This is a genomic window from Pigmentiphaga aceris, from assembly GCF_008119665.1.
Taxonomy (GTDB): Bacteria; Pseudomonadota; Gammaproteobacteria; order Burkholderiales; family Burkholderiaceae_B; genus Pigmentiphaga; species Pigmentiphaga aceris.
In genome coordinates this window covers 4223940-4249293 of sequence record NZ_CP043046.1, presented here as the reverse complement: position 1 = coordinate 4249293, position 25354 = coordinate 4223940, and the positions used below count along the sequence as shown (strand labels likewise).

Below are 25354 nucleotides of genomic sequence, written 5' to 3'. Positions count from 1 at the left end.
AAATCAAGCGCAGATCAAGTGCAGATCAAGCGCAGCAGATCAGACGGTCAGGCTGTCCAGGAACAGCGTGGCGGCCAGCAGGTCGGCGGCACCGCCTGGCGATACCCCCAAGCGCAGGGCTTCGCTGTCCATATGATTCAGCAGTTGCTTGCCTCGGCAGGTGGCAGTGCCGCCCGCCTTCAGAATGTTTGCTGCAGCGTCTTGAAGGCTGCGCAGGGCGTGCGGGCCACCGCGTGCTAACACGCAGGTGTCATCGAGCTTGGCAAGAATGGCCATCAAAGCATCGAGCCGAGCGCAGGATTCTTCTGCGCCTTGTCGTCGGCTGGCGTGCAGGGTGGGCAGACCATATTGCAAGACGTGCGGAAAGCCGGCTTGTGCCTGCCCCCGTGCGCCTGCCACCCCATACTGCGCACACGCGCGTCCACCCTTGTGGGTTGCCGGGTCACCAGCAAAACGGTCTGGCTGGCTGGCGATTGCCCCGGCACGCTTGGCAATCGTGGCGGGGCGGAACCCGCCGCAGCGGCTGGGCATGTTGGCAGCAGCCACCAGCAAGCCCAGCGCCCAGATTGCGCCGCGATGGGTGTTCACGCCCTCGGTTGCGGCCATCATCGCGCTTTCAGTCGCGCGGCCCAGCAAACCCAGGCGTTCGCGCAACACCCGCAAGTCGCGCCAGTCTGCTGCACCGGCCAAAGCCATGGCTTCCAGCCCCGGCCGCAAGGCATTGGCCGAGACGCACATCAGTCCGATATGGATATCGGTGTGAGAACCCCGGCCGCGCAAGTCCACCAGCCCGGGTTTTGGGGTGAGCGTGGCTTCGTCAAGCAAGGCCTGCACGGCCAGCTCGGCCAGGGTGACGGCATCGGGCCGGGCAGGCCAGGCTTGACGGCCAGTTGCCCGCGACGATTGCCCCAAGCTGCCATCCGACGTGGCGGCTTCTTTCGGAAACCGACCCGCCACACGCGCCGGGCGTTCAGACCAAGGCAGCGAGTCCGACATCACCAGCTCCGGAAACGGGCCGGCGGATCGTACAGACCGCCCGACCAGTCGACCAGATCGGCCATGCTGCGTGCGGCCAGCAAGGAACGGGTGGCCAGCTTGCGGTCCACGCCCAGGTCTTCAGGCAGGGCAACCAGGCCATCGGCGCGCAGCTTCGCGGTGCGTGCCGGGTCGTGGCGCATGCCGATGGGCGTGACACCCGCCACGGCAGCCAGCATTTCGCGACGCTGTTCGAGCGACGTTGCCTTGTACAGATAGGCAATGCCTTCTTCGGTCAACACGTGGGTCACGTCGTCGCCGTAGATCATGATGGGGGCCAGCGGCATGCCGCTGTCGCGGGCAACCTGCACGGCATCCAGCGTTTCCACAAAGGTGGGTTTGCCACCACCCTGGAAGGTTTCCACCAATTGCACCACCAGCTTGCGACCGCGTGCCAGCATGTCGCCGGGTTCGATCGTGTCCAGCCAGGCCGGTGTGGCATGGCGGCGTCCGCCCGGATTGTGGCCCATGTTCGGGGCACCTCCGAAGCCTGCCAGGCGGCCGCGCGTGACGGTCGATGAATGACCGTCACCGTCGATCTGCAGGGTCGAACCGATGAACAAGTCCACCGCGTATTGCCCGGCAAGCTGGCAGAACGCACGGTTCGATCGCATCGAGCCGTCCTGGCCGGTGAAGAACACGTCGGGCCGGGCGGCCACGTAACGTTCCATGCCAAGCTCGCTGCCGAACGAGTGCACGCTTTCCACCCAGCCGGATTCGATGGCCGGAATCATGGTGGGGTGGGGGTTCAGTGTCCAGTTACGGCATATCTTTCCCTTCAATCCCAGAGATTCGGCGTAGGTCGGCAGAATCAGCTCGATGGCAGCGGTGTTGAAACCAATGCCGTGGTTCAGCGACTGCACCTGGTGGCGTTCATACACACCACGAATCGCCATCATGGCCATCAGCACATGAATGGGCTTGATCAAGCGCGGGTCGCGGGTGAACAGCGGTTCCATGAAGAACGGGCGATCGGACTGCACCACCAGGTCGATCCACGAACCGGGCACGTCCACCCGTTTCAGGTCACGCGGGTCGTCGACGATTTCATTGACCTGGGCGATCACGATCCCGTCGCGGAAGGCGGCAGCCTCGACCAGCGCGGGTGTGTCTTCGGTACTGGAACCGGTGTACAGGTTGCCTTCGCGGTCCGCTTGGTAGCCGGCGATCAACACGACGTTCGGCGTCAGGTCCACATACAGGCGCGCGTAAAGCTCGATGTAAGTGTGGATGGCTCCGATCTCAAGCGCACCGTCGGCCAGCAATTGCGAGATCCGCAAGCTTTGCGTGCCAGCGAACGAGAAGTCGAACTTGCGGGCAATCCCGCGCTCGAACAGATCGAGATGTTCAGACCGACCGACGCTCGGGATGATCATGTGCAGGTCATGGACCTTGCTGGAATCAACGGCGGCCAGCGCGCGCGACAGGAAGTCGGCCTGCTTCTGGTTGTTGCCTTCCAGCACGACCCGATCGCCAGGCACCAGCAGCGATTCCAGCAGCGGCACGATATCGGTGGTGGGTATAACCTTGCCGTCGGCGTAGTGGGCAGCGCGTGCAAGGCGGTCACGTTTGTCGCTGCGGCGGGTGTCCCAGCGACGCGCCGGGGGGGAATGACTCATGTCGTCTCCTGGATACCCTGAGGGTCAGGGCACGGTAGCTCGCTACCATGACCGCATCAATAACATCAATGATGCAATCATTAGCTTATCCCTAACGTTTGCCGATAACGTGTGCCGGTAGTTCCTGGTTCTCCACGGCGTGGCACCGGGCATTCCCTTGCGCGCTGTGGTTCAATCGATGATCAGGGCTTTTCCCGATGGCGGGCATAGCATCTGCCGCGAGTGCGGCGTGGACGACGATATGAAAGCTGGCTTTACCACCACCATTCTTCACTCTGACCTTGAGTCGCCGATCGAACATAACGCGATGCACAAGCCCATGCATCCCGCTGTGGCCTTTGGTTACCCGGATGCGGGCGACCTGGTGAAAGTGTTCCAGGGTCTTCAGCCGGGCTACGCCTACGGCCGTCAAGGCGTGCCGACCACCGGCGCGCTTGAATCGAAGATCACCAAGATGGAAGACGGCATCGGCACCGTTTCCTTCGGCACCGGCATGGCTGCCATCGGCTCGACCTTCACGTCCTTGCTGCGCGCAGGCGATCACGTGGTCAGCAGCCTGTTCCTGTTCGGCAATACCAACAGTGTGTTTGGCACGCTGGAAGGTTTTGGCGTGGAAGTCACCTATGTTGACGCCACCGATGCCGCCGCCGTCGAAGCCGCGCTGAAGCCGAACACGCGCATGGTGTTCGTCGAGACCATCGCCAATCCGCGCACCCAGATTGCCGACCTGCTTGGCATCGGTGAACTGTGCCACGCGCGTGGTCTGCTGTACGTGGTCGACAACACCATGACCTCGCCCTACCTGTTCCGCCCCAAGATGGTCGGTGCCAGCCTGGTCATCAATTCGCTGACCAAGCACATCAACGGTCACGGCAATGCGCTGGGCGGTGCGGTGACCGACACCGGTCTGTTCGACTGGGAAAAATATCCGAACATTCTGGACGCCTACAAGTCGGCCAAGCCCGCCATGCGCGGCCTGACGCAGATCCGCAAGAAGGGCCTGCGCGACATGGGTGCGTCGCTGTCTGCCGAAAATGCACACCGCATTGCGATTGGCGCAGAAACGCTGGCGCTGCGCCAGACGCGTTCGTCCGACAACGCGCTGCAACTGGCGCGTCTGTTCGCCGCGCATCCGAAGGTCTCGGCCGTGTATTACCCCGGCCTGGAAAACCACCCGCAGCATGCGCGCGCCAAGTCCTTGTTCCGCAGCTTCGGTTCGCTGCTCAGCATCGAGCTGATCGACGGCATCGATCCGGTCAAGTTCCTGAACGAGCTGGACCTGGTGGTTTCGTCTACCCACCTGGGCGACAACCGCACGCTGGCGATCCCGGTCGCCACCACCATCTACTTCGAGATGGGTGCGGCACGTCGCGCGCAAATGGGTATTGCCGATGGCCTGGTGCGCCTGTCGATTGGCATCGAAGACCCGGAAGACCTGCTGCGCGACTTCAACAACGCGCTGGACGCGGTGTAAGTCGGTTTGCGCTGACGCTGCATGAAGCGTCAGCGCAAACCCGGACGATCCGTATTCAGCGCAATGCCGGGTACAGATCGTCCACGCAGGTCATGAAGTGATACGGGCTGCTGCCCGGTTGTTCGGCGCGCAGCACCCGGCCGGCATGGATGACTTCAAACCAGCCATCTGCTTGCAGAAAGTGCGTTTCCAATGCCGCCAGCCCCCGGTCGCGGGCTTCGGCAAAGCTTGCATCCCCGTGCAGCCGATACGCAGTGTGGGCGGCACGGATGAATTCCAGTTGGGTCCACACCCGGTGTACCGGATCTTTGATAGCGTAGTCCGGTGTGCAGGCCAGCGGCACCAGATTGTCTTGCGTCAGCCCTTCGTACAGCGCGCGCTGCAACATGCGGTATACCAACCCCCCTGGTGCCACGCCCAGCGGCTCGGCGAGCGGGCTTGCTGCAGCCAAGCTGAACCACTCGAATTGGTGGCCTGGTTCCACGCGATTGTCTGGCGTACCTAACGGCAACTCCAGAAGACGGTCACGTTCAGGCACCACAAATTGCTGCTGCATCACCTGCGCAATGTCTTTCAGCCGTGCCAGATGCGCGGGGGCAGCGCTGTGTCGATGCAAGTGGCTGACGGCCTCGAAGCAATGCATCAACGGGTTTTGCGCCGGCGCGTCGATGCCCGTCTGGAAATCGCTGCTCATGCGCGCCCACCATCCACCTTGCGGGGCGGCGAACTTGTCCAGGCCAGTCAAGGCTTCGTCGGCCTTCGCCAGCCAGCGATCGTCGCCCGTCAGCCCGGCGTATTCGGCCAATGCAAAGATCGCAAACGCGTGGGTGTACAAATCCTTGGCGGCATCGTGCGGCGTGCCGTCGGGCTTGATGCTGTAGTGCCAGCTACCGTGCTTCGTATCGCGGAAAGCGCCATCCAGCAAACCGATCTGCGTGGCCGCCAGTTCACGCCAGCGTGGGTCCTGCGGTTGCCGGGCTGCGCAGCGGGCGTAGAAGTAGCCCAGGCGAGCGGCAACCATCGTGCGATGGAAGCCGCTGACCACCGGCTGGCGCTGGCGATCCAGCGCTTCGAACGCAAAACCCGTGCGCGCATCAACGCCCTGATCACGCCACATCGGCATCAGAACGTTGTCCACCCAGGTGGCGAAAGCCGCGCTGGGCGGCGAGGAAGCAGAAAAAGGCATGCGCGCAATGTACCCGTAAATCGGCGTTTGGCTAAGCGCAGTAGGTAGCAACCGCTTTCGGATCGGTCACAAAGCGGTTGCCGGTGCCTTGGCGTGCAACGATGCGGCGGTCGCGGGTCAGTTCCCACTGGTCCACCGGCATGCTGCGCGCCCAGGCGCACATCAGCTGTTTGTCCTGTCGGCTCATGCGCAGGGAATAGGTTTCGTGCATGTACATGTAGATGCGCGCGATGCGGCCGCGCACTTCAGGCCGGGGCTGCACGGCACGTGCCTTGAAATCGACCACCGTCTGGCATTGGCCATAAATGGTGTCCGGGCGCTGCGTCCAGACGCTGAAGGGCAGGTTGCTGCGATCACCGTTGACCTCACCGATCGAGGGCACCAGGTTCACCAGATCGCCTTCGGCCCGCGCGAATACCGGATCGTCCCCACAGGCCTTGCGTCCGCCGTTCTGCCAGCATTGGCGTTGATGACCCAACGCCCAGGCGGCCACCACGTGTTCCCATTCAAGCTTGCTGGCACGCGCAGCCTGTTTGCGGACCTGATAGCCGCACGAGGCCAGATTCATGTCCTTGCCTTCGTACTTGCAGCCGCAATAGAAGTCTTCCTGCATGCCGGTGTAGATGGCCGGCAGGATTTCCTTGGCGCGGCGGAAGTCACGATGACCAACATCGGCTTTGCGGGTGACAAGCGGTGCGTCAGGTGAGGGGGCTGCGGGTGCTGGCGACGCAGCAAGCAGCGAGAGGGAGACAAGGGCGCTGCGAAACAGCGCGGTGGTGCGAATTCGGTGCAGATCTACAGACAGTGCGGAACGCAAGAACGGAAAGCCACCAACGATACGGCCAAGCAAAAACATGTGAATCGACAAAGAAAAAACCGGCCGTCAATTTGACCACATGGGTAGGATCAAAATATCCCACGGCCGGGCTTTTTACTTACTGATTCGTTCAGCCATTTCCGAAGCGGCGTGAAGCGCTGACAGCTGCTGCCGCCAAGGCTGCCACGACGCCAAACACCAGCGCCATGGTTGCGCCGTGGGTGCTCATGGCGGCAAAGCTAAGTGCCACGATTGCAGTGCCCAGGGACTGACCGAACAGCCGCGCGGTGGATTGCAGGCCACCGGCCGCGCCGCTGCGCGACAGCGGTGCCGAACTCAGCATGGCGCGGTTGTTGGGCGATTGGAAGAAACCAAAGCCCAGGCCCGTGAGCACCATGCCGAACAGAATGCTGCCGTTGCCTGCACCGGCAGGCAGCAGGGCCAACACCGCCAGGCCGGCGGCCATCATGATGCCGCCCAGCGAACATAGCGTGGCTGCCGACAGACGGTCCGACAAACGACCTGCCAAGGGGGCGGCCACCGCAACCGCAAGCGGCCAAGGCGTCATCAGGAAACCGGTTTCGACCTGACTGCGGCCCAGTTCCTGCAAGTAGAAGGGCAGCGACACAAAGCCCAGCATTTGCGCGCTGAAGGCGCAGATTGAAGCCACCACGGAAAACGCAAAGCGCGGAATGCGCAGCAGGTCCAGCGGCAGCAAGGGCAGTGGCTGCGACAGCGCACGGCGATACAGCAACCACGCGGCAATGGCTGCAGCACCAATGCCCAGCAAGCCCATGCCCGGCCGTTCGAACAAGTGGTCAACACCCAGAAACAGCAGCGCAAACGTGGTGCCGCTGAGCAGCGCACTTTGCCAGTCGAACTTGCGATGCGAGGCGGGCGGCGAGGGCAGGTTGCGCCATGCAATGGCCATTGTCATCAAGCCCAGGGGCACGTTGATGCCGAACAGCCAGGGCCAGTCGGCTACTGACAGAATCAGCGAACTAAGTGTGGGGCCCAATGCAGACGACACCGCCACGGTCATGGCCGAGATGCCCACGGCAGTGCCCAGCATTTTCGAGGGATAGGTGAAGCGCACCAAGGCTGCGTTCAGCGCCATCAGGCCGGCTGCGCCCACGCCCTGAAGAATGCGGGCACCAATCAGCATGGGCAGCGAGTTCGCCATCAGGCACATGGCTGACGCGATCACGAAGATGGTCAGGCCGCCAAGGAATACGCGCCGATAGCCCAGTGAATCACCCAGTGCCGACACCGGCAGCAGGCAGGCGACCACGGCCAGCTGATACGCATTGACCACCCAGATTGCCTCGGCCGGTGTGCCGCCCAGGTCGCGCGCAATGGTTGGCAAGGACACATTGGCAATCGAACCGTCGAGCACGGCCATGACGATGCCGCACAGCAAGGCGGCAATGGCCCAATAGCGCTGCGGGACAGGCAGGCCCGGGTGAGAGGCAACAGAGGGTTTGGGCGATGCGGAAGAAGGAGAGGACATGGTGATGCTGGCCTTCGGAGGAAGGCGTGAACTTAGCATGGGTCGTGCCGAAGAACAGCAGGCGAGCATCGTCAGGACATCTTCATCCATGTCGGTTACTGCGCATTGTCCGGGATCGGCCCGGCCGTGAGACTGCTTTCGTGCGGACCCGGGGCGTCGTGAATCAGCGATGCCGGCGTTCGCGGGAGGCAGGCATGGTGCGGAGCAAGGTGTGGGGAAAGGCGCAGGGTAAAGGGCAGGGAAAAAGGCAGCTCGGACAGGGTATGACGGAGTACATCATCATCGTGGCGCTGATCGCGGTCGCGGCAATTGCCGTTTATCAGTTGTTCGGCCAGGTGATCCGCTCGCAGACCGCAGCGATGGTGCAGGAAATTGCGGGTGAAGACGGTTCGGCCGAATCTCAGGCCGCGCAAGGGGCGGCCAGCACGGCCAAGGCGCAGGCTGCCGCGCGCTCGCTGAAGTCGTTCACAGGTAACGCGGCGCTGGGCGGCGCACAGTGATGAAGCGCGCCACCTGGGCACCTGCTGCCGGATTTCCGTCCGGTGCGAGCGCAGTGCGTGGACAGGCGCTGGTGCTTGTCCTGTTTCTGCTGGTGCTTGGGTCGGCTGTGTTGATTCACCTGTTCAACGCCGGTCAATTGATCGGTGCCAAGACGCGCCTGGTTCATGTTGTCGATGCCGCTGCCTATAGCGGTGCGGTGATCCAGGCGCGGGCCTTGAATTTTCATGCGTACGTGAACCGGGCGCAGCTTGCGCATCAGGTTGCCATGGCGCACTTGGTCACCATGGCGTCCTGGGCGCGTTTTGGCGATACCGAGGCGCTGCAGTTGGCACAATCGAATCCGCCGCTTGGCGTGATCACCAGTTTCTTCGGCGTTGCCCACGGCACCGCCTATGCGCAGTCAGCAGGTGCCGTCGGCCAAAGGCCGGCGCTGGCCAGGGCATTCGATGCGCACGACCAAACGGTTCACCAGGTATTGATGACCGCCCAGCGCGCAGTATTCAATACCTTGGCGCAAAGCCGGCTTGATGCCATCGAAGCTGTGGTTGCCGCGAACTATGACGGGACACCGCCGCTGGCCGACGTGCTGGCAGACACGCTGCCGGGTACCTTGCGATGGCAGTCTGGCTCGGCACGTGAATCGCTTCGTGCGGTGGCCGCGCAGGCCGTCGCACCCTACGACTATCTTGGTCCGCGCAATTACATTGCCCGCAGCCTGCTCCCAGTCAGTGCGCGTTGCCCCTGGCTGCGCCACGAGCTGCGCCGGAACGGCGCTACGCAGCAACTGGGCCTGGAGGGCTGGGAGGCTACCGACACCCAGTCCTGGCATGCGCTGCGTTCGAACCAGTGGATTGGCTGCTACTTCCGCGAATACCCGATGGGCCGCGCGTTGGCGCAAACCACGGGCAACCCGCTGGACGTGGTGGAAGAAATCGAAGGCATGGTTGAAGACGCTGTGCCGACTGACTTCAGCCAGGAAGACTTCTGGCGCTGGGCCACGCGGCAGTCGAACTGGAACATTTTCGGTGGCAGCAGCAATCCCTTGGGGCAGGCCTGGGCGTTTACGGAACCGGTTCGGCTGGGTGGTCGCGGATTGCCGGCGAATGCAGGGTTGAGCAGTGGGCGAGACAGCGTGCGTTTTGTGCTGCGTCTGCGGGAACCGCAGGCGCGCTTGCCGACGACCGACGGCAGCAGCCGTGTGAAAGCGGGCGTGGACAAGCTGCATATCGGCACGCATACGGCCGGTGGCGACATGGCTGCAATGGCAGCCGCCGAAACCTATTACGTGCGACCTGCGCCGCGCCCGGATGGACGCGGCGAGCGGGCCAATCTGTTCCAGCCTTACTGGCAGGCCCGACTGGTGCCGGTGCGTCAGGAAGAGCGCGTGTTGGCGCGTAGTTTGCAGGGGTTCAAATGAGTGCGCATCGTCTGATAGCACGACAGGCAGCATCCATGCGCGTGCAAGAAACTGCATTGGTCAAAGCTGCTTTCATCGCTTCGCGTGCCAAGGGACAAAGCCTGACCGAAGCGCTGATTGGCATGGTCGCACTTGCCGGTCTCTTCGTATTGATCCCTGTGCTGGGCCGCTATCAAGACCTGAGCCTGCAAAGCATGCATGCGGCAAGCGGCGTGGCCTTTGCCACGGTGCGCGGCGCGCCCGACCCGGCCCGTGCCACGGCGTATCCGTTCCAGAACGCCAACCAGCGATGGACCGATCGCGGTGGCCGCGCCATGCTGACGCTGGACGGCAGCGGGTTGGGTGCCTCGGTCACGGTCGCCAATGATGCGAGCGCAAACTGGCAGATCGGGGGCCAGAACGCGCACGCCCGCCAACTGCGCCAGGATTGGGGGTTGGATGCGGGCATCGTCACCGCGCGGGTGCGTGTGGCGCCCGTCGCGGGCACAGGGGCCAGTTCAGGCAAGCCTGGCAATACCAGCACATCCTCCAACGGTCTTGGCACCTTGTGGACGGGTGGCATCACGCCGCCGATTCACCGGCGCATTGCGATTCTTGCAGGCGTCGGCCATGCAGGTAGCGATAGCGCAGCGCAAACAACCATGGCTTCGTCGCGTCTGGCTTGGTCGGCCAATGCCACGCAATCTGTGCAGACAGGGCGGTCGGCTACCTCTGCTTTGCAGCCCTTGGATGCCGGCTGGCAACGTCCCGCACCTAATTTCGACTGGCTTAGCCCGTGGTTGGGATTGGTGCCGGCAAACGCAGTGGATGCCCGATGATTCGCCGCATAAACCATTGCCTAGCCCAGGGTTTTTTTCGCCTGCTGTTTGCATTTGGCATCGCAGCAACGATGACCACGTCACCCGCACGGGCGCTTGGCCCTGATTGGCAGTTGCCTGCGGGCAGCACGGAGGCCATCGACACCAATGCGATGTGGCTTTTCGGGCGTCAGGCATCGCTGAAGACCTTCGAGGTACCCGCCAATATCGCAGATGTGGCGGTCGGACTGATCGCGCAAGTTTCCGCTCCCCCGCAATTGCAAGCCATGCCCGACGGCTTGCTGATGGCAGGCAAGGCAGGCGACGTGCATTGGCTGGTTCGCCTGGTTGCCACCAGTGCCACCCGTACTCATGGCAGCGCGTCGGCAATCGATCTTCAGCAGCGCCCGACGCTGCCTGCGCTGCGCTGGCAGCCTGCGGGCATGGAGGTGCGCATGGATGTCGCCACCCGCGACGACACGGGTGTGGTGCGCCAGCAGGTGCTGACCGGAACCAGCTCGGCACCGGTGCTGCATCAGCGCCTGTGTGCAGCCTTGCAGCGTCAGGGCTGGCGCATGGACCGCACGATGGTCAGTACCCCGTGTGGACCGCAACCCCTGTCATGGCCCGCCAGCAGTTTCTGGCAGCACAACGGGTCCACGCTTGCGCTGGTCACCGACCGGCAGGCATCTGGTAGTTCGGTTTTCGTGTTGCAGACAGACCCGGCGAATGCCGGTCTGCGCATCTTGCCGGAAAAGCTGGGCGATTGGCTCAGTCATGTTCGTATTGGAGAGGTTCGATGAAGCGCCCGGTTTTCCTGCGCAGTGCAGGTGTTCGCCCTGTCCGTTTGCCACGGTGTCGGGGTGGTGATGTGTCTCGCGGACTTGGCCGACATCACGCCGCAGGTCAGGCCAGTGTCGAGGCGATCATCATCGTGGTGGCCTTGATCGGCGGTGCGGTCGGCCTGGGCCTGTTTGGCGAAGACGGCGGACTTGCCTCCGCCTTCGTCGATGGCTTGCGCCGCTTTCAACGCGGCTTCGGCTACGCGCTGAGCCTAGCGGGGTAAGCGTCATGCGTAAATATCTTGATCCGCGTTTCCTGCTGTTGGCGGTTGCGCTGTGTGCCGGTGGCTTGGCGGCGTGGAGCACGCGTCATTACATTGCCGGCCAGGTGGCCCGCATCGAAGCGGAAGGCCGTGTGCCGATGGTAACGGTGGTCGTGGCCGCCACCGACCTGATGCCGGGTGCCAAGATCAGCGCCGACACGGTAGCCACGCGCGACATGCCGCGCGAATGGGCATCGGACAGCGCCATCACCCCCGAGCAATTCGTGCAGATCGATGCGGCGTCGCTGGGCCACGCCGTGCGTCGTGGCGAGCCCATTCTGTGGTCACACCTGTCGGCAGGGCGTGCCGCACCGTTCTCGTCGCAACTGCGCGAAGGGCGACGGGCAATCACGTTGGCCGTCGATGAGATCAGTTCGGTGTCGGGCATGCTGGTGCCCAGTGACGTGATCGATGTGTACGTGTCGTTCGATCACCAGCGCAAACGGGTGACCAGGCTGTTGCTGCCCGCCGTGCATGTGTTGGCAACCGGGAGGCAGATCGTGCCAGCAGCGGCTGGCGAAGCCGAACGCACGTTTTCCACCGTGACGCTCGACACGACCCCGGAAGAAGCCGTGAAGCTGATCGTGGCGCGTCAGGGTGGCACGATTTCCGCCGTGCTGCGTGGTGCCAAAGATGCACAGGCAAAAGGACCAACCCAGTCCGGTGATTTGCCCGCCATCTTCGGCATTCAGCCTGCACCAGTGCGGCGACCCGCGCGGGTTGCGGTGGTGTACGGCGATCAGGCCGTCAAGCAGATGCCGTCCTTGGCCTCGGCAGGGTCTGCTGGTGATGACGAACCAGGCAATATCGAATTGCCCGCTGTCGCACTGCCCACCTATGTGCCCGGCACCGGCACGCCAATGTTGAGCATGCCGCTTGCCGGGCCCGACTCGATGCTTGCGCCAGGCGTGGGAGACGCCGCACCCTCAATCTCGGGTGGACAGCTCGCTGCATCCCTGATCGAACAGGCTGCTGGCCAGACCGATATGTTGCCCTTGAATCCGCTTGCGCCCCGGGGGACACGATGAACCGTCGTTGTATGTTGCCGTGCTGGTTCGCGATGGCCTTGGTCATGTTCGCGCATGTCATGCCTGCGCACGCCGTACCGCCTGCGCCCCCCGCGTTCAGGATGACGGAACCGATTCCGCCGCCAGTGGCATCGGCGTCGGCCGCCACGGATGAACCCGATATCGACATGCTGGTAGGCGAGTCGCAGATTGTCGATGCGCCCGATCTGGGTCGCGTGGCGGTAGGCAATGGCCGCGTGTTGAGCGCAGCACCGGCCGAGGGCAAGGAGGTGGTGCTGTTCGCCAAACAGGCGGGTAATTCCACGTTGGTGATCTGGCAGCGCGACGGCCGGTCCCGGCGTATTCATGTGAATGTGCTGCCTGCCGATACGCGCCGCGTGCAGCAGGAACTGGCCGCGTTTCTGACGCGCATTCCGAATGCGCGCAGTACCCCGGTGGGCGACAAGCTGATCATCGAGGGCGATGACCTGTCCGAGATTGATCGGTCGCGCATCGCCACCTTGGCCAAGCGGTATCCGCAGATCATCGACTTCACCGGTCAGCTTGGCTGGGAAAGCATGATTTCGATCGACGTGAAAGTGGTGGAGATTCCGCGTTCGAAAGTGCAGGAATTGGGTTTGCGCTGGGACCAGACCTCGACGGGCGGCCTTACCACCGGGGTGGCCTATGAAGCAGGCGGGCGTCGTCTGCAATCCCGACCGGGCGAAAGCCCGCTGGATGCCCCGTTTCCGTCCAGCGGCGGCCCACTTGGCTACTTCGGTTTGAATGCGCTGTTGCAGGCCAGGTTGACCGCCATGGCGCAGGCTGGCGATGCGGTGGTGCTGGCCGAACCAAAGCTGTCTGCGCGAAGTGGTTCCACCGCTCGCTTCCAGGCGGGCGGTGAAGTGCCATACGCCACGGTGGACCGAAACGGTGCTTCATCGACCACCTTCAAACCATACGGCGTGACGCTTGGCATTACACCGCGTGTCGACCAGCAAGGCACTGTGCGTTCGTTGATTGAGATCGAGGTCAGTTCGGTCGATCTGTCGGTCGCGGCAACGAGCGGGCCGGCTTTGAAGACGCGCCGCACCGAGACCGAGTTCAACGTGCGATCCGGCGAGACGCTGGTGTTGAGCGGCTTTCTGTCACGTGAACATGCGGAAGACGTGGACAAGGTGCCGGGCTTGTCCGAACTGCCGGTGCTGGGCGCGCTGTTCCGGTCGCGTCGTTATCAGCTGCGCGAAACCGAACTGGTGGTGTTCGTGACGCCGGTGGTGGTGACACCTGCCCACCCGGATTCCGCCGCACCGGTGACACGCGCCAACCGTGCGTTGGAGCAGACCTTTACCGAGCCGCTGACCTTGCACGGCCCGGCCAATCGTGATCCTTTCCTGCTGGAGCCGCAATGATCGATGTTGTCATTACTGCGGAAGATGGCAGTCGGCGTGTGTGGCGGGGTGACTCGCCGGTGTTGATCGGGCGCAGCGATGCCTGCCCGATACGGGTGCCGGGCTGGCGTGTGGCGCGCTCCCACGCGCGGCTGAGTCGCACGCCGGCAGGTGTGGATATCGAAGACCTGGGTTCGTTGGCCGGCACCCAGGTCAACGCCCGCCGCATCACGCGTTACGGGCCGCTGCAACCCGATGACGAGATATTCATCGGCGGGGCGATGTTGCAGGTTCGCACCGTGGCAGAGGCGGCGGAAGCGGGCGAGGTATATGCGGGTGGGGATGCGTTCATGACGTCCGACCATGGTGGGGTTGATGCCCCACGTGACACGGTACCCACGCGGGATGTGCCTGAAATCAATTCGCGTCAGGGGACCATGCAACAGGGCAATACGCGTCAGGCTGCGGATGCGGTAGATCAAGACGTTGCGCATCATCGCAAGTCGCTGCTCGCAGGGAAGGAGGGCGTGGCTGCACCTGCTGTGTCTTTGACGCAGACACGTATCGTCCATCAAACGCCTGATCAGTTTTTGCCGACAACACCGCGCACCGACGTATCCCCGCGATCAGCAGAGATTCCTGTGCCCGATGTACCAACCGAGCAGATCGCCGCTGCCGATGACCTTAGATGGCGACGACGTCTGCATTCTCGCCTGCTGGACGGGCTGGACCTGCGCCGTCGCGATGTGTCGAGCATGAGCGACGCCGTACTGCGAGAAGAAGCCGGTCGCCTGCTGTCGCAACTGATCGAAACCGACCCGGAACTTCCACCCGACATCGACCGCAATGTGCTGCGCCAACACGTGCTGGATGAAGCCGTTGGCCTTGGCCCGCTGGAAGGCTTGCTGGCCGACGATGCGGTGACGGAAATCATGGTGAACCGCTTTGACGAGATATTCGTCGAGCGCTCGGGCAAGCTTCGCCGCCATCCGACAGGCTTCAGCAGCGAACGCGCGGTGCTGGGCGTGATCGAGCGGATTGTGGCCCCGTTAGGACGCCGGATCGATGAGAGTTCACCGATGGTGGACGCCCGGCTGCGCGATGGCTCGCGGGTCAACGCCGTGATCGCGCCGGTGGCGTTGCGCGGTGCGTCGCTCACCATCCGAAAATTCTCTAAGCGCAGACTGGGGATCGAAGACCTGATCGCCGTCGGGGCCGTCGATACGGCCATGGCGCGGTTCTTGAATTGCTGCGTCGAGCAGCGTTGCAATGTGCTGGTGTCAGGCGGCACGGGGTCCGGCAAGACTACGCTGCTGAACGTGTTGTCCAACTTCATCCCGCTGGGTGAACGCATCGTCACGATTGAAGATGCGGCCGAACTGCGACTGCGGCATCCGCACCTGGTCAGCCTGGAGTCACGCCCGGCCAATCTGGAAGGTCGGGGTGCCATTCTGATCCGGGATCTGGTGCGCAATGCGCTGCGCATGCGCCCGGATCGCATCGTGATCGGCGAGTGCCGGGGAGCCGAAGCGCTGGACATGCTTCAGGCCATGAACACCGGCCACGAAGGCTCGCTGACCACCTTGCACGCGAACACGCCGCGCGACGCGATTGCGCGCCTGGAAACCCTGGTGTTGATGGCCGGCATGGATTTGCCGCTGACTGCGATACGTGAACAGATCGCATCGGCCATCGACATCGTGATTCAGCAGACGCGGGCGTCTGATGGCCGTCGACGCATCACTTCCATTGTCGAACTTACCGGCATGGAGAGCGGGCGCATTCAATTGCAGGAATTGTTCCGTTTCCAGCCATCTCGGGATGCGGCGTCGCCGGACGGGCTGTTCGTGGGGTGCGGCTTGATTCCCACCATGTTCACCGAGTGGCGCGAGGCCGGTGTGGATATCGATACCGACCTGTTCTTCGGTAGCGCACCAGCGCGTGGCGCTCGGCACACGCTATGAGGATTGGTGTCGATGCGTGGTGCCTGGTGTTCCTGCCAAGGAGGGTGCGATGACCGTATGGGTTTGGCTGGCCATGTTGTCGATCGCACTGGCAGCGGGTGCCGCCGTGTGGATGATCAGCGGCGTGGTCATCCAGGCCTTTGCACGACAGCGCGACGCGTTCACCGAGCAAGCGGGCGTGCGCCTGAGCGAAGCATTTCTGTTCATCGATCCGTCTCGTTTGTGGATCGCTGCCATGGTGCTGGCGGGCTTGGCGGCGTCATTGACCATGGCGCTGACTCAGCAGTGGATTCTGGCCGGCGCGGCCGCCATCGCGGGCATGGTCCTGCCCCGTCGCTGGTTGAATCAGCTGCGCCTGCGACGCCAGCACCGCTTCGACATGCAATTGCCCGACGCTTTGCTGGCGCTGGCCGGGGGATTGCGGGCGGGGGCCAGTGTGCAAGGAGCCGTCGGTCACGTGGTGGCCGAGGCCAACGCACCGCTGAATCAGGAGCTGGGACTGATGCTGCGCCAGCAGCGTCTGGGTGTGTCGTTTGAAGATGCGCTGTTGAATCTGCAAGCGCGCATGCCGACGGAAGCCACGGTGTTGCTGGTGTCCTCGCTGCGCATCGCGTCGGACACGGGCGGCAATCTGGCAGACGCGCTGGAGCGCATCGCATCGACCGTGCGCAGCCGTCTGCACATGGAAGGGCGCATCCGCGCACTGACCGCGCAGGGTCGGCTACAAGCACTGGTGGTAGGGCTGTTGCCGGTGCTGCTGGTTCTGGTGCTGCACAAGCTGGAACCCGAGGCCATGGCCGAGTTGTGGCGAACGCCGATGGGTTGGGCGACGCTGACCATTCTGGTCATGATGGAAACCTGCGGCCTGTGGCTGATCCGGCGCATCGTGCGCATCGACGTTTAAGGGTGGCCTATGCCAGACACTGCATTTTCAAGTCCCCTGATCGCCTTGATGGCCGGCATCGGTGCGGCAGCGATGGCGTGGTTGTGTGGCCGGTGGGCGGCGCAAGGGGTCGCGCGTTGGCTGGGCCGATCGCGCGCGCACGAAGCGCCGCCCGGCAACGATGTGCCGCCTTTCTGGTTTCGTGTCTTTGCCGGTCCGATCGGTGTGCTGGCCGGTCTGGCAGATCGGCGAATGTCGTGGCGGTCGCGTCGCGCGCTGACACGCCGACTGCAAGTAGCCGGCCTGCATCGTGCCATCGACGCAGCGCAGTTCGTTGGTGCGCAACTGTTCGCCGCACTGATCGGCGCAACGGTGCTGGGACTATTCAGCGCGGGGCAATGGGGCGGTCCGGTCGGCGTGCTGGTGGGGCTGGCCGGTGCGTGCCTGGGGGCATTGTTGCCGCGCCTGTGGTTGCGGGATCGGATCGTAGCCAGACGCCGTGCCGTGGTGCGCGCGCTACCGTTTGCGCTGGACATGATCACCTTGTGTGTCGAAGCCGGTCTGAATCTGCAAGGCGCGTTGCAACAGGCGGTGGCGCGCGGCCCGGTTGGCCCGCTGCGCGATGAACTGCGTCAGGTGCTGGGTGACATGCGCGCCGGCATGGCCCGTGCGCAGGCGCTACGTGCGCTGGCCGACCGCATCGATGAACCCGCAGTGCGCAGTTTGGTAGCAGCCTTGGTGCAGGCGGAAAGCATGGGCATGAATCTGGGTGCATTGCTGCGCAGTCAGTCTGACCAACGCCGCAGCGACCGTTTCCTGCGGGCTGAAACGCTGGCCATGCAGGCACCGGTGAAGATGTTGCTGCCGCTGGTGGTTTTCATCTTCCCCTGCACGTTCCTGGTGATCGCGTTTCCGATCGCGGTGAAGTTGATTGGGTTGGCACGATGAGGTGTGTGTGGCCTGACGCATCACGCACGATTGCCCCTGCCTCTGGCGTTCTATTTTTATGACCCATTACCTGAAGATTCTGCACGCGCGCACCATGTGGCAACGTCTGGTCGGTCTGTTGGTCAGTGGTCCTTTGCCGATCGGGTCTGCATTGCGGCTTTCACCTTGCTCAGCTGTTCACAGCATCGGAATGCGGCACGCAATCGACGTGGTGTTCGTGGATGCCGACAACGTCGTCTGCGCCGTGCGCGCCCCGTTGCGCCCCTGGCGGGCGGCTGTGTGCCTTCGCGCCAAGGCGGTGCTGGAATTGCGGGCAGGTGCGGTGGCCGCATTTGGCATTCGGCCCGGCGACAAAATTGAAGCATCAGAGAATGCTGCGGCGACTGATGTGGGAGTGACCTTAACGGATCAGTTGCGTCAGCCATGACAGATCATTCGTGCACCTCGATGCGGTCGGACAGCGGAGCAAAAACCACGGCGAGGCTTGTGCCGGCAGGGTTTTTTGCAGTTAGCAATCCGGTACCTGCGATCAACTCAGCCGGCGTACTTCGCCACGCGGCACCGTAATTTTCCAAAAGGCCAATGCCGCCACTGTCACCCCGGCTCCCAGCAGGCACACACCTGCCCATCCGGCAACCGCAAACACCGCCGTGGACGCAATCGCCCCTAGCCCGCTACCCACCGCATAAAACAGCATGTAGCCCGCCACCATTCTGCTGTGCGCATCACCAGATTGCGCACTGAAGATCATGCTTTGATTGGTCACATGGATTGCCTGTCCGCCCAGGTCCAGCAACACGATTCCGATGATCAACCACCACAGCGAATGCGAAAGACCGGCCATCAGCAGCCATGACAGCAGCATCAACCCAAGCGCAATGCCGGTGGTGCGCTGCCCCGCACCGCGATCGGCCCAGTAACCCGCACGCGCAGCGGCCAAGGCACCGACGGCACCCACCAAGCCGAACGCACCAATCTGTGTGTGCGACAGCGCGTAGGGTGGAGCGCTCAGCGGCAGAACGAGTGCGGTCCAGAAGATGTTGAACGCGGCGAACATCAGCAGTGCCAAGACCCCACGCGTCTGCAGTACCCGGTCATGGGCAATCAGGGAGAAGGTCGACAGGATCAGTGCCCAGTATCCAGAGCGTGACGGGCTGGGGGTTGGCATGTCTGATTCGGTGCCATCAGACGCCAGATGAGCCGGCGTTGGCGCTGTCGGGCTGATGCTCGAATGTTTCGTTGCCGACGCTTTGCGCAGTCCGCTTGGCAGCGGTTCAGCTAGCTTTGCATCGCCTACCTTCGACGCAACTGGCAGCATGTAATACAGCACCGCCCACATCAGCACCGCCACGATGCCCGCCGTGCCGTACACCGCACGCCAACCGGCCAAGTCAGCAACGCCACCCGACACGGTGCGGGCAAGCAACAGACCGATCACTACGCCACTTTGCGCCACCCCGACCACACTGCCGCGCTCGGTCGGCGCAGCAACACTGGCGGCGTAGGCGATCAACCCCTGTGTCATGGCTGTACCTAACAAACCCACTGCCAACATGCCGACCAGCAACCAGTTGGCCGACGGTGCCTGCGCCACGCCTGCCGACGCCAATACCAGGCAAGCCAACTGCGCCAGAACCAGGCGTCGCCGGTTGATCAGATCGCCCAGTGGCACCACGAACACCAAGGCCAGCGCGCAGCCAATCTGGGTGGCGGTGACCACCACGCCAACCGACGCGTTGCTGATGCCGAAGTCCTGGGCCAGGGCGTCGAGCAAGGGCTGGGCGTAATACACGTTGGCCACGCTTAGCCCGGCGGCGATGGCGAACAGCAACACCATCAGGCGAGGCAGTTTCGCGGCGACGCCTTCGTTTGCTGACTTGTCAGAGGTTGAGCAACTACCGACTTGGCAAGCACGGTCCATGGACGATGCGTCAGACGTCATCAACTGATCGGCTGCGTCGGCAGGGCAAGGAAGATTGTGTGGCTGGGATGACGACATGCTGCCTTTATTCTGGTTTCAAATTAAAACCAGTTGAAGTTTAGCTATCCAGTTTTAAAATGCAACCACTAAGTTTGTGGACACCTTGATGGCCAAACGACGCAGTCTTGATACGGACCGCTGCCCGGTCGCTCGATCGCTGGACGTGATGGGCGAGCGCTGGGCGCTATTGATCGTGCGCGACGCCTTCGACGGCATGCGACGTTTTGGAGAATTTCAGAAAAGCCTGGGAGTAGCGCGCAATATCCTGGCGGACCGGCTGCGCAATTTGGTTGACGCCAACATCCTGGAAACCAAACCGGCGTCAGACGGTACGTCTTACGAGGAATACGTGCTGACGCCCAAGGGTCGCGGCCTGTTCCCGGTGATCGTGGGGCTCAGGCAGTGGGGCGAGGCCCATCTGTACGGTGCGGGGGATGCGCACAGCGTGATGCTGGAGCACGCCAGCGGCAAGCCCATCCAGTCAATGACATTGCAAGACGCGCAGGGTCAGGCGCTGGGGCCAGACGACGTGTGGGTGAAGAAAACGACAGACTGAACGCGGTAAAGCAGGGCAGGGAGGAATCACCGTGCCCTGTCTTCTGAACGCCCCTGTTAGTTCACTCCGTCATCAACCGCCTTGGTCGGGTTGACGAAATCACGCGAGTCTTTTTGCAGCAAGGCCCACAGGCCCAGGCCAGGCAGGAACAGCCCGATCGCATATAAGCCCAGATCGCCGATGCCTAGTTCTGCACGAACACTCGTGGTGAAGATATCCCCCAGCACCTTGAACAGGCTGAGCCCCATCAAGATGACTGAGTACTTCCAGGCTTTTGCATTGCCGCGCTTCAGGAACTTGGCACAGTAATGAAATGCGACGCCCAGCAGCAAAGCCCTGAGCGTGGGCACGATCAGCGTAGTCAGCACGCTGGTGGGCTTTTCATCTTGTCCGCCGCCCAGGCTGGCGTAGTTGATCAAGACGTAGACGATGCTGGCGACGTAAAAGAAAGAGATCAGGTGCAGGCAGGCCGCGGCGAGATTGATGCGGTTCTTCATGGGTACTCTGTACTTGGGTTGCACCGAATTATCCATGTTGAGCCATCAACAGGCGAAGGCTGCACCGCCTGATTCCCCTCACTTCCTCGGCAAGCTCAACACAAACCGAAGCGCTGCATCCAACAGCTTCCTGCGCATCGCATCGTTCCCGTACACCCGTGGGTCTGCCCACACCCACCCTGGCATTCTGCGGCTGCCCGTCATCATCGGTGTGACGCCCGCCATCTTCAGCGCCCACGCATCGTCGTCTTTGCTCAGCCGAACCAGCATGGCGTCTTCGCGTGCACCGCACAGCAGATTGCCGCCCACCAGCCACACCCAGCAGCCGAACATGCCTTTTTCGCTGACATCAGGAATGTCTCGAAGCTCCTCATGCATGATTGCTTCCAGACCCGGATCTCGCGCCATATCGCTTTGCCTTCTTCCATAAGGTAAAAAAACCACGGCCCCACCAGACAAAGTCCGGTGGGGCCGCAGCTTCGATCAGACAGACTTTGTCTGAACCGCTTACGCTGCAGTTTCCTGCAACACGCGTTGCGCTTCTTCACGCACGCGCGCGGGCGCGGTGCCGCCCACATGCGCACGTGCCGCAACCGAGCCTTCCAGCGTCAGCACGTCATGCACATCATCGCCTACCGATGCATGGAACTCGCGCAGTTCTTCAACCGTCAAATCTGCAAGATCGCATCCGCGATCGACGCAGGCGCGAACCGCCAGGGCCACGGCTTCGTGGGCGTCACGGAAGGGAATGCCCTTTTTGACCAGATAGTCAGCCAAGTCGGTTGCCGTGGAGAAGCCTTGCAGCGCAGCTGCGCGCATGTTGTCGGCCTTGACCTGGATGCCGCTGACCATGTCGACGAAGATGCGCAGCGTGTCGCGCACGGTGTCGGCGGTGTCGAACAAGCCTTCCTTGTCTTCCTGGTTGTCCTTGTTGTAGGCCAGCGGTTGGCCTTTCATCAAGGTAAGAAGTGCGACCAAGTGGCCATTTACACGACCTGTCTTGCCGCGCGCAAGCTCTGGAACATCAGGGTTTTTCTTCTGCGGCATGATCGAACTACCGGTGCAGAATCGGTCTGACAGGTCGATAAACCCGACGCGCGGGCTCATCCACAGCACCAATTCTTCCGACAGGCGCGAAATATGCGTCATGACCAGTGCGCCGGCTGCGCAGAACTCGATCGCGAAGTCCCGATCCGAGACCGCATCCAGCGAATTGCGGCAGACGCCGTCAAAGCCAAGCGTAGCGGCAACGCGCTCCCGGTCGATCGGGTAGCTGGTGCCAGCCAGGGCGGCGGCGCCGAGCGGCAGACGGTTCACGCGCTTGCGGGCGTCGGCAAGACGTTCCGCATCGCGTGCAAACATTTCAACATAGGCCAGCAGATGATGACCGAAGGTGACGGGCTGGGCGACTTGCAGATGGGTGAAGCCCGGCAGAATGGTGTCGGCGTGGGTCAGTGCGAGTTCGGCCAGCGCACGGCGGAATTGGCGCAGCAGTTCAAGCAGGCCGTCGATTTCAGCACGCAGCCACAGGCGGATGTCGGTGGCGACCTGGTCGTTGCGCGACCGGCCGGTGTGCAGGCGCTTGCCCGCGTCCCCGGCGATTTCGGTCAGGCGCTTCTCGATGTTCAGGTGGACGTCTTCCAGGTCGATGGACCAGACGAAGGTGCCAGCGTCGATTTCGGCCAGGATTGTATCCATGCCGTTACGGATCGCTTCCACATCGTTTGCATTAAGGATGCCAACTGCGTGCAACATGTCTGCATGGGCGAGCGAGCCCTGTATATCGAAGCGCGCCAGCCTTTTGTCGAAGTCGACGGAAGCGGTGTAGCGTTTGACCAGATCCGAAACAGGTTCGGAGAAACGGGCAGACCACGCTTCGCCTTTCTTAGCGAATTGGTCCTGGGGGCGGGGATCGGGCGATTGTGTCATGAACACGATTATAGAAGACGACCGTAATGAGTTGTCCGCATTCCGCGGACGCGAGGCAACTATGACCGCCTCGGTGTTGGTGATTGCCGACGACCCGGCTGCGCGCCAGCGTCTGCACAGGCAGTTGCGGGATATTACCCGTGATGTGCCTTTGCGCACGGCACTCAGTGCCAGTGATGACGCATTGGATGAGGCGCGCCGCCTGGGCGTAGACGTGGTGGTGGTCGATGGCCGCCCAGAGGAGACAGACGGGCCGACACTTTGGCGCGCGTTGGCTTCCTTGCACCCGGCACCGGTGTTCGTATTCATCGGCTTCATCGACAACCCCCAGGCGATGGTGCCGGAGCTGCGTGTGGCGGCACGGCTGAATCGCCCGGTCAGGCGGGATGTACTGGCTGATGTCTTGCGCGACGCTGCCGGGGGCCAGGCGGCACCTGCCGTGCAAAGTACCGCGCGGTTTGTGTCGGTGGCCGAACGCGGCAGAGTGCTGCACGTGCCAATCGAAGACGTGGTTTACCTGAAGGCCGAGCTGAAATACGTGACGGTTCGCACCCGCGAACGGGAATACCTGACGGATGCGTCCCTGCTGATGCTGGATGCTGCGTTTCCGGGGGTGTTTCTGCGAATACACCGCAATGCCTTGATTGCGCGTCACGCAATCATCGGCATTGAACGGGTAAGCGGTGGCAGCGCCGACAACGAAGCCGTTCGCCAGGTGGTGCTGGACGGCGTGCCGGAACGGTTGCCGGTGTCACGTCGGCAGTGGGCCGCCGTGAAAGCGGTAATCGAGGGGCATCTGGTCAGGTATTAATCACCAGACTGGTTGCGAAGACGGGTTCGATGCTTACCTGGGCTTCTTGAAGGGCGAATGCTCTTCCAGTTCGTCCACCAAGGCATCGACCCCGTCGCCTTCACGCACCAGAAAGTCTTCCACTGCTTCAGCAAAAGCGGGGTGGGCCAGCCAATGCGCGGAATCGGTGCGAGACGGCAGGAATCCGCGCGCCAGCTTGTGTTCGCCCTGCGCACCGCCTTCGATCATGGCGATTCCGTTGGTCATCGCCCATTCCATCGGGGCGTAATACGCCACCTCGAAGTGCAGGCTGTCCATGTCTTCCAGCGTGCCCCAGTAGCGGCCATACAAGCGATCTTCGCCGTCGACCGTATCGCGAAACAGCAGGCTGGCCGCCAGCGGTTCGCCGTTCTGTTCGGCGATCGTCATGACACAGTGTTTGGACAACTGCTTGCCCAAGGTCTGGAAGAACGCCAGATTCAGATACGGCGTGGAGCGACGCACGTGGTACGTATTGCTGTAGCAGCGATAGAAGAACAGCCAATCCGCATCGGTAATTGCCGCGCCGGTCCTGATCCGGGTCGTGACACCCGCACCCGCCACCTTGCGGCGTTCGGCGCGGATATTCTTGCGCTTCTTCTGCGACAGGCTTTTCAGGAAGGCTTCGAAGTCTTTCCAACCCGCATTGCGCCAGTGGAACTGCACGCCGTGGCGAATCTTGCAGCCGGCCTCGCGCAAGGCATCGGTTTCCGGGGCTGTAGGGAACAGCACGTGCAATGACGACGCACCACTGCGTTCCGCCACCATCATCAGGCTTTCGGCCAGCACCCGGCGAATTTCCGGCTTCTGCGTCAGCAGACGCGCGCCGCCAACCGGGGTGAAGGGCACGGCACCCAGCCATTTCGGGTAGTACTCCAGGCCGTGGCGCTGGTAGGCATCGGCCCAGGCCCAGTCGAAGACATATTCCCCGTAGGAATGACCCTTCAAATACAGCGGCACCGCGCCGACCAATTCGTCTCCCTGGTGCAGCAGCAGATGGCGGGGCACCCAGCCAGTGTCTTCGCCCACACAACCGGTGGTTTCCAGCGCGGACAGGAATGCGTGAGACGTCAGCAGCGAACCGCCGCCCAGGGCGTCCCAGCTGGCAGCCGGGATCTCGGCCAGGCTGTCGGCAAGCACAATGCGGAAATCTGGCGAATTAAGGGAGTCGTCGGAAGATACGTCAGTCATGGATGGCCGAAGGCGGTGATCGGGCGTGCGTAGGATACAGCGTGCGCGGGTCCGGCATCCGAGAGCGGGGTGTTGGCTGCTTATGAATGAGAACTATTGCTATTATCCTGGGCTTTGCACGATCCGCCCCGACTGCCGCCATGTCTCGCCCCGCAGTGCCCAAGAAAAACTGGCTCGCTCACTATAGCGAGCTGGTTGCGGCGTGGCGTCGGAAAGCGGTTGGCCAGGAAGACCGCGAAGATGCTATGCACGACGCAGTGGTGCGGCTGTTGGAAAATGGCGCGGCAACCGTAGACGACCCGCGTGCCTACCTGAAACGCAGCACCACCAACGGCATCATCGACAGGCACCGCCACCAGACAGCCTTGCCCGTGACACCACTGCATGACCTGGAGGAAAGCGAACATCCCCAGGTGTGCGGGCCGGAAACCAAGGTGTATTCCCGGCAAATGGTCACTGATCTGAAAGACGCGTTGGGCGAATTGCCGCTGGTGTGCCAGCAGGTCTATGTGCGGCATCGACTGGAAGGGTGGACGCACGCCGAGATCGCGCGGGGCATGGATATTTCCCAGGCAATGGTGGAAAAACACATGACGCGTGCTTTGCAGCACCTGAATCAAAGGATGCAGAAATATGCGCCTTGATCCTTGCTGCAAGGTGGGTTCGGGTACGGCTATATTGGCGACGCCAGGTTCGGCCGTGGGTCCACGCTGTCTT

The 25354-nt window shown here is 62.7% G+C and carries 25 protein-coding genes; 15 read left to right on the top strand and 10 right to left on the bottom strand.

The window, feature by feature from the left end; translation table 11 throughout:
- Positions 1–39: 39 nt before the first annotated feature.
- Together FXN63_RS18405 and mdcA are read right to left on the bottom strand one after the other, a co-directional pair.
- On the bottom strand, positions 40–996 hold the full coding sequence (locus FXN63_RS18405) for a triphosphoribosyl-dephospho-CoA synthase (RefSeq protein ID WP_148816637.1): 957 nt from the start codon (positions 994–996) through the stop codon (positions 40–42).
- Positions 996–2654 carry a malonate decarboxylase subunit alpha gene (gene mdcA / locus FXN63_RS18400; RefSeq protein WP_148816636.1) on the bottom strand — a complete coding sequence of 553 codons (1659 nt, stop codon included), beginning with the start codon at positions 2652–2654 and terminating at the stop codon, positions 996–998. Before mdcA ends, FXN63_RS18405 begins: the two co-directional genes overlap by 1 nt.
- A 241-nt stretch (positions 2655–2895) precedes the next feature.
- Between mdcA and FXN63_RS18395 the strand changes: the two genes are divergently transcribed.
- Entirely contained in the window at positions 2896–4128 is a 1233-nt protein-coding gene (locus tag FXN63_RS18395; RefSeq protein ID WP_148816635.1) for a cystathionine gamma-synthase family protein, read from the top strand.
- A 55-nt stretch (positions 4129–4183) separates the two neighbouring features.
- Here the strand turns inward: FXN63_RS18395 and FXN63_RS18390 are convergent, their stop codons facing one another.
- The 3 genes from FXN63_RS18390 to FXN63_RS18380 form a co-directional block, all read right to left on the bottom strand.
- Positions 4184–5314, bottom strand: a complete 1131-nt coding sequence (locus FXN63_RS18390) for an AGE family epimerase/isomerase (RefSeq protein ID WP_148816634.1) — start codon at positions 5312–5314, stop codon at positions 4184–4186.
- A gap of 31 nt (positions 5315–5345) precedes the next feature.
- Positions 5346–6170, bottom strand: coding sequence for an endonuclease (locus FXN63_RS18385; protein ID WP_148816633.1), 825 nt, complete (start codon positions 6168–6170; stop codon positions 5346–5348).
- Between the two features lie 91 nt (positions 6171–6261).
- Positions 6262–7641, bottom strand: coding sequence for an MFS transporter (locus FXN63_RS18380; RefSeq protein ID WP_148816632.1), 1380 nt, complete (start codon positions 7639–7641; stop codon positions 6262–6264).
- A gap of 194 nt (positions 7642–7835) precedes the next feature.
- Between FXN63_RS18380 and FXN63_RS18375 the strand changes: the two genes are divergently transcribed.
- From FXN63_RS18375 to FXN63_RS18325, 11 genes are all read left to right on the top strand, one after another.
- A complete protein-coding gene (locus FXN63_RS18375) occupies positions 7836–8141 on the top strand; it encodes a hypothetical protein (protein WP_148816631.1) in 306 nt (101 codons plus the stop codon).
- A complete protein-coding gene (locus FXN63_RS18370; protein ID WP_148816630.1) occupies positions 8141–9559 on the top strand; it encodes a hypothetical protein in 1419 nt (472 codons plus the stop codon). The genes FXN63_RS18375 and FXN63_RS18370 overlap by 1 nt, the downstream gene beginning before the upstream one ends.
- A gap of 35 nt (positions 9560–9594) precedes the next feature.
- Positions 9595–10377: a hypothetical protein gene (locus FXN63_RS18365; protein WP_148816629.1), complete on the top strand. Its 783-nt coding sequence runs from the start codon at positions 9595–9597 to the stop codon at positions 10375–10377.
- 71 nt (positions 10378–10448) lie between these two features.
- On the top strand, positions 10449–11159 hold the full coding sequence (locus FXN63_RS18360; protein ID WP_148816628.1) for a hypothetical protein: 711 nt from the start codon (positions 10449–10451) through the stop codon (positions 11157–11159).
- Positions 11156–11422, top strand: a complete 267-nt coding sequence (locus FXN63_RS18355) for a hypothetical protein (protein ID WP_148816627.1) — start codon at positions 11156–11158, stop codon at positions 11420–11422. The genes FXN63_RS18360 and FXN63_RS18355 overlap by 4 nt, the downstream gene beginning before the upstream one ends.
- 5 nt (positions 11423–11427) lie before the next feature.
- Positions 11428–12489, top strand: a complete 1062-nt coding sequence (gene cpaB / locus FXN63_RS18350; protein ID WP_148816626.1) for a Flp pilus assembly protein CpaB — start codon at positions 11428–11430, stop codon at positions 12487–12489.
- Entirely contained in the window at positions 12486–13880 is a 1395-nt protein-coding gene (locus tag FXN63_RS18345; RefSeq protein ID WP_148816625.1) for a type II and III secretion system protein family protein, read from the top strand. Before cpaB ends, FXN63_RS18345 begins: the two co-directional genes overlap by 4 nt.
- A complete protein-coding gene (locus FXN63_RS18340) occupies positions 13877–15823 on the top strand; it encodes a TadA family conjugal transfer-associated ATPase (RefSeq protein WP_148816624.1) in 1947 nt (648 codons plus the stop codon). Before FXN63_RS18345 ends, FXN63_RS18340 begins: the two co-directional genes overlap by 4 nt.
- Positions 15824–15872: 49 nt before the next feature.
- Positions 15873–16727, top strand: a complete 855-nt coding sequence (locus FXN63_RS18335; RefSeq protein ID WP_148816623.1) for a type II secretion system F family protein — start codon at positions 15873–15875, stop codon at positions 16725–16727.
- 9 nt (positions 16728–16736) lie between these two features.
- Entirely contained in the window at positions 16737–17654 is a 918-nt protein-coding gene (locus FXN63_RS18330) for a type II secretion system F family protein (protein ID WP_148816622.1), read from the top strand.
- Positions 17655–17712: 58 nt separating this feature from the next.
- Complete coding sequence (locus tag FXN63_RS18325; RefSeq protein WP_148816621.1) at positions 17713–18081, top strand: DUF192 domain-containing protein; 369 nt, start codon at positions 17713–17715, stop codon at positions 18079–18081.
- A 102-nt stretch (positions 18082–18183) separates the two neighbouring features.
- Here the strand turns inward: FXN63_RS18325 and FXN63_RS18320 are convergent, their stop codons facing one another.
- Positions 18184–19491: an MFS transporter gene (locus tag FXN63_RS18320; protein ID WP_222864101.1), complete on the bottom strand. Its 1308-nt coding sequence runs from the start codon at positions 19489–19491 to the stop codon at positions 18184–18186.
- Positions 19492–19741: 250 nt separating this feature from the next.
- On the opposite strand from FXN63_RS18320, the gene FXN63_RS18315 reads away from it, so the two are divergent.
- The gene (locus tag FXN63_RS18315; protein ID WP_148816619.1) at positions 19742–20191 is read left to right on the top strand and encodes a winged helix-turn-helix transcriptional regulator; all 450 of its coding nucleotides are present in this window, start codon (positions 19742–19744) and stop codon (positions 20189–20191) included.
- Between the two features lie 56 nt (positions 20192–20247).
- On the opposite strand, the gene FXN63_RS18310 is transcribed toward FXN63_RS18315, so the two are convergent.
- The 3 genes from FXN63_RS18310 to argH form a co-directional block, all read right to left on the bottom strand.
- Entirely contained in the window at positions 20248–20688 is a 441-nt protein-coding gene (locus FXN63_RS18310; protein ID WP_148816618.1) for a hypothetical protein, read from the bottom strand.
- A 78-nt stretch (positions 20689–20766) separates the two neighbouring features.
- On the bottom strand, positions 20767–21066 hold the full coding sequence (locus tag FXN63_RS18305) for a TfoX/Sxy family protein (protein ID WP_342791187.1): 300 nt from the start codon (positions 21064–21066) through the stop codon (positions 20767–20769).
- A gap of 129 nt (positions 21067–21195) precedes the next feature.
- The gene (argH, locus tag FXN63_RS18300; protein ID WP_148816616.1) at positions 21196–22617 is read right to left on the bottom strand and encodes an argininosuccinate lyase; all 1422 of its coding nucleotides are present in this window, start codon (positions 22615–22617) and stop codon (positions 21196–21198) included.
- On the opposite strand from argH, the gene FXN63_RS18295 reads away from it, so the two are divergent.
- Positions 22616–23428, top strand: a complete 813-nt coding sequence (locus FXN63_RS18295; protein WP_148816615.1) for a LytR/AlgR family response regulator transcription factor — start codon at positions 22616–22618, stop codon at positions 23426–23428. The two genes, argH and FXN63_RS18295, sit on opposite strands and share 2 nt — an antisense overlap.
- Before the next feature lie 33 nt (positions 23429–23461).
- Here FXN63_RS18295 and FXN63_RS18290 read toward each other — a convergent pair whose 3' ends face one another.
- Complete coding sequence (locus FXN63_RS18290) at positions 23462–24637, bottom strand: GNAT family N-acetyltransferase (RefSeq protein WP_148816614.1); 1176 nt, start codon at positions 24635–24637, stop codon at positions 23462–23464.
- A gap of 140 nt (positions 24638–24777) precedes the next feature.
- Between FXN63_RS18290 and FXN63_RS18285 the strand changes: the two genes are divergently transcribed.
- Complete coding sequence (locus tag FXN63_RS18285; protein ID WP_148816613.1) at positions 24778–25281, top strand: sigma-70 family RNA polymerase sigma factor; 504 nt, start codon at positions 24778–24780, stop codon at positions 25279–25281.
- Positions 25282–25354: the final 73 nt, after the last annotated feature.

Bases quoted from the DNA above. Each gene is read 5' to 3' on its own strand.
- FXN63_RS18345 (WP_148816625.1), top strand. From the start codon at position 12,486: ATGAACCGTCGTTGTATGTTGCCGTGCTGGTTCGCGATGGCCTTGGTC.
- FXN63_RS18325 (WP_148816621.1), top strand. From the start codon at position 17,713: ATGACCCATTACCTGAAGATTCTGCACGCGCGCACCATGTGGCAACGT.
- FXN63_RS18315 (WP_148816619.1), top strand. From the start codon at position 19,742: ATGGCCAAACGACGCAGTCTTGATACGGACCGCTGCCCGGTCGCTCGA.
- FXN63_RS18370 (WP_148816630.1), top strand. From the start codon at position 8,141: ATGAAGCGCGCCACCTGGGCACCTGCTGCCGGATTTCCGTCCGGTGCG.
- cpaB (WP_148816626.1), top strand. From the start codon at position 11,428: ATGCGTAAATATCTTGATCCGCGTTTCCTGCTGTTGGCGGTTGCGCTG.
- FXN63_RS18395 (WP_148816635.1), top strand. From the start codon at position 2,896: ATGAAAGCTGGCTTTACCACCACCATTCTTCACTCTGACCTTGAGTCG.
- mdcA (WP_148816636.1), bottom strand. From the start codon at position 2,654: ATGAGTCATTCCCCCCCGGCGCGTCGCTGGGACACCCGCCGCAGCGAC.
- FXN63_RS18340 (WP_148816624.1), top strand. From the start codon at position 13,877: ATGATCGATGTTGTCATTACTGCGGAAGATGGCAGTCGGCGTGTGTGG.
- FXN63_RS18305 (WP_342791187.1), bottom strand. From the start codon at position 21,066: ATGCATGAGGAGCTTCGAGACATTCCTGATGTCAGCGAAAAAGGCATG.
- FXN63_RS18285 (WP_148816613.1), top strand. From the start codon at position 24,778: ATGTCTCGCCCCGCAGTGCCCAAGAAAAACTGGCTCGCTCACTATAGC.
- FXN63_RS18360 (WP_148816628.1), top strand. From the start codon at position 10,449: ATGACCACGTCACCCGCACGGGCGCTTGGCCCTGATTGGCAGTTGCCT.
- FXN63_RS18335 (WP_148816623.1), top strand. From the start codon at position 15,873: ATGACCGTATGGGTTTGGCTGGCCATGTTGTCGATCGCACTGGCAGCG.
- FXN63_RS18405 (WP_148816637.1), bottom strand. From the start codon at position 996: ATGTCGGACTCGCTGCCTTGGTCTGAACGCCCGGCGCGTGTGGCGGGT.
- FXN63_RS18380 (WP_148816632.1), bottom strand. From the start codon at position 7,641: ATGTCCTCTCCTTCTTCCGCATCGCCCAAACCCTCTGTTGCCTCTCAC.
- FXN63_RS18310 (WP_148816618.1), bottom strand. From the start codon at position 20,688: ATGAAGAACCGCATCAATCTCGCCGCGGCCTGCCTGCACCTGATCTCT.
- FXN63_RS18290 (WP_148816614.1), bottom strand. From the start codon at position 24,637: ATGACTGACGTATCTTCCGACGACTCCCTTAATTCGCCAGATTTCCGC.
- FXN63_RS18375 (WP_148816631.1), top strand. From the start codon at position 7,836: ATGGTGCGGAGCAAGGTGTGGGGAAAGGCGCAGGGTAAAGGGCAGGGA.
- FXN63_RS18365 (WP_148816629.1), top strand. From the start codon at position 9,595: ATGCGCGTGCAAGAAACTGCATTGGTCAAAGCTGCTTTCATCGCTTCG.
- argH (WP_148816616.1), bottom strand. From the start codon at position 22,617: ATGACACAATCGCCCGATCCCCGCCCCCAGGACCAATTCGCTAAGAAA.
- FXN63_RS18295 (WP_148816615.1), top strand. From the start codon at position 22,616: ATGAACACGATTATAGAAGACGACCGTAATGAGTTGTCCGCATTCCGC.
- FXN63_RS18320 (WP_222864101.1), bottom strand. From the start codon at position 19,491: ATGGTGTTGCTGTTCGCCATCGCCGCCGGGCTAAGCGTGGCCAACGTG.
- FXN63_RS18330 (WP_148816622.1), top strand. From the start codon at position 16,737: ATGCCAGACACTGCATTTTCAAGTCCCCTGATCGCCTTGATGGCCGGC.
- FXN63_RS18385 (WP_148816633.1), bottom strand. From the start codon at position 6,170: ATGTTTTTGCTTGGCCGTATCGTTGGTGGCTTTCCGTTCTTGCGTTCC.
- FXN63_RS18355 (WP_148816627.1), top strand. From the start codon at position 11,156: ATGAAGCGCCCGGTTTTCCTGCGCAGTGCAGGTGTTCGCCCTGTCCGT.
- FXN63_RS18390 (WP_148816634.1), bottom strand. From the start codon at position 5,314: ATGCCTTTTTCTGCTTCCTCGCCGCCCAGCGCGGCTTTCGCCACCTGG.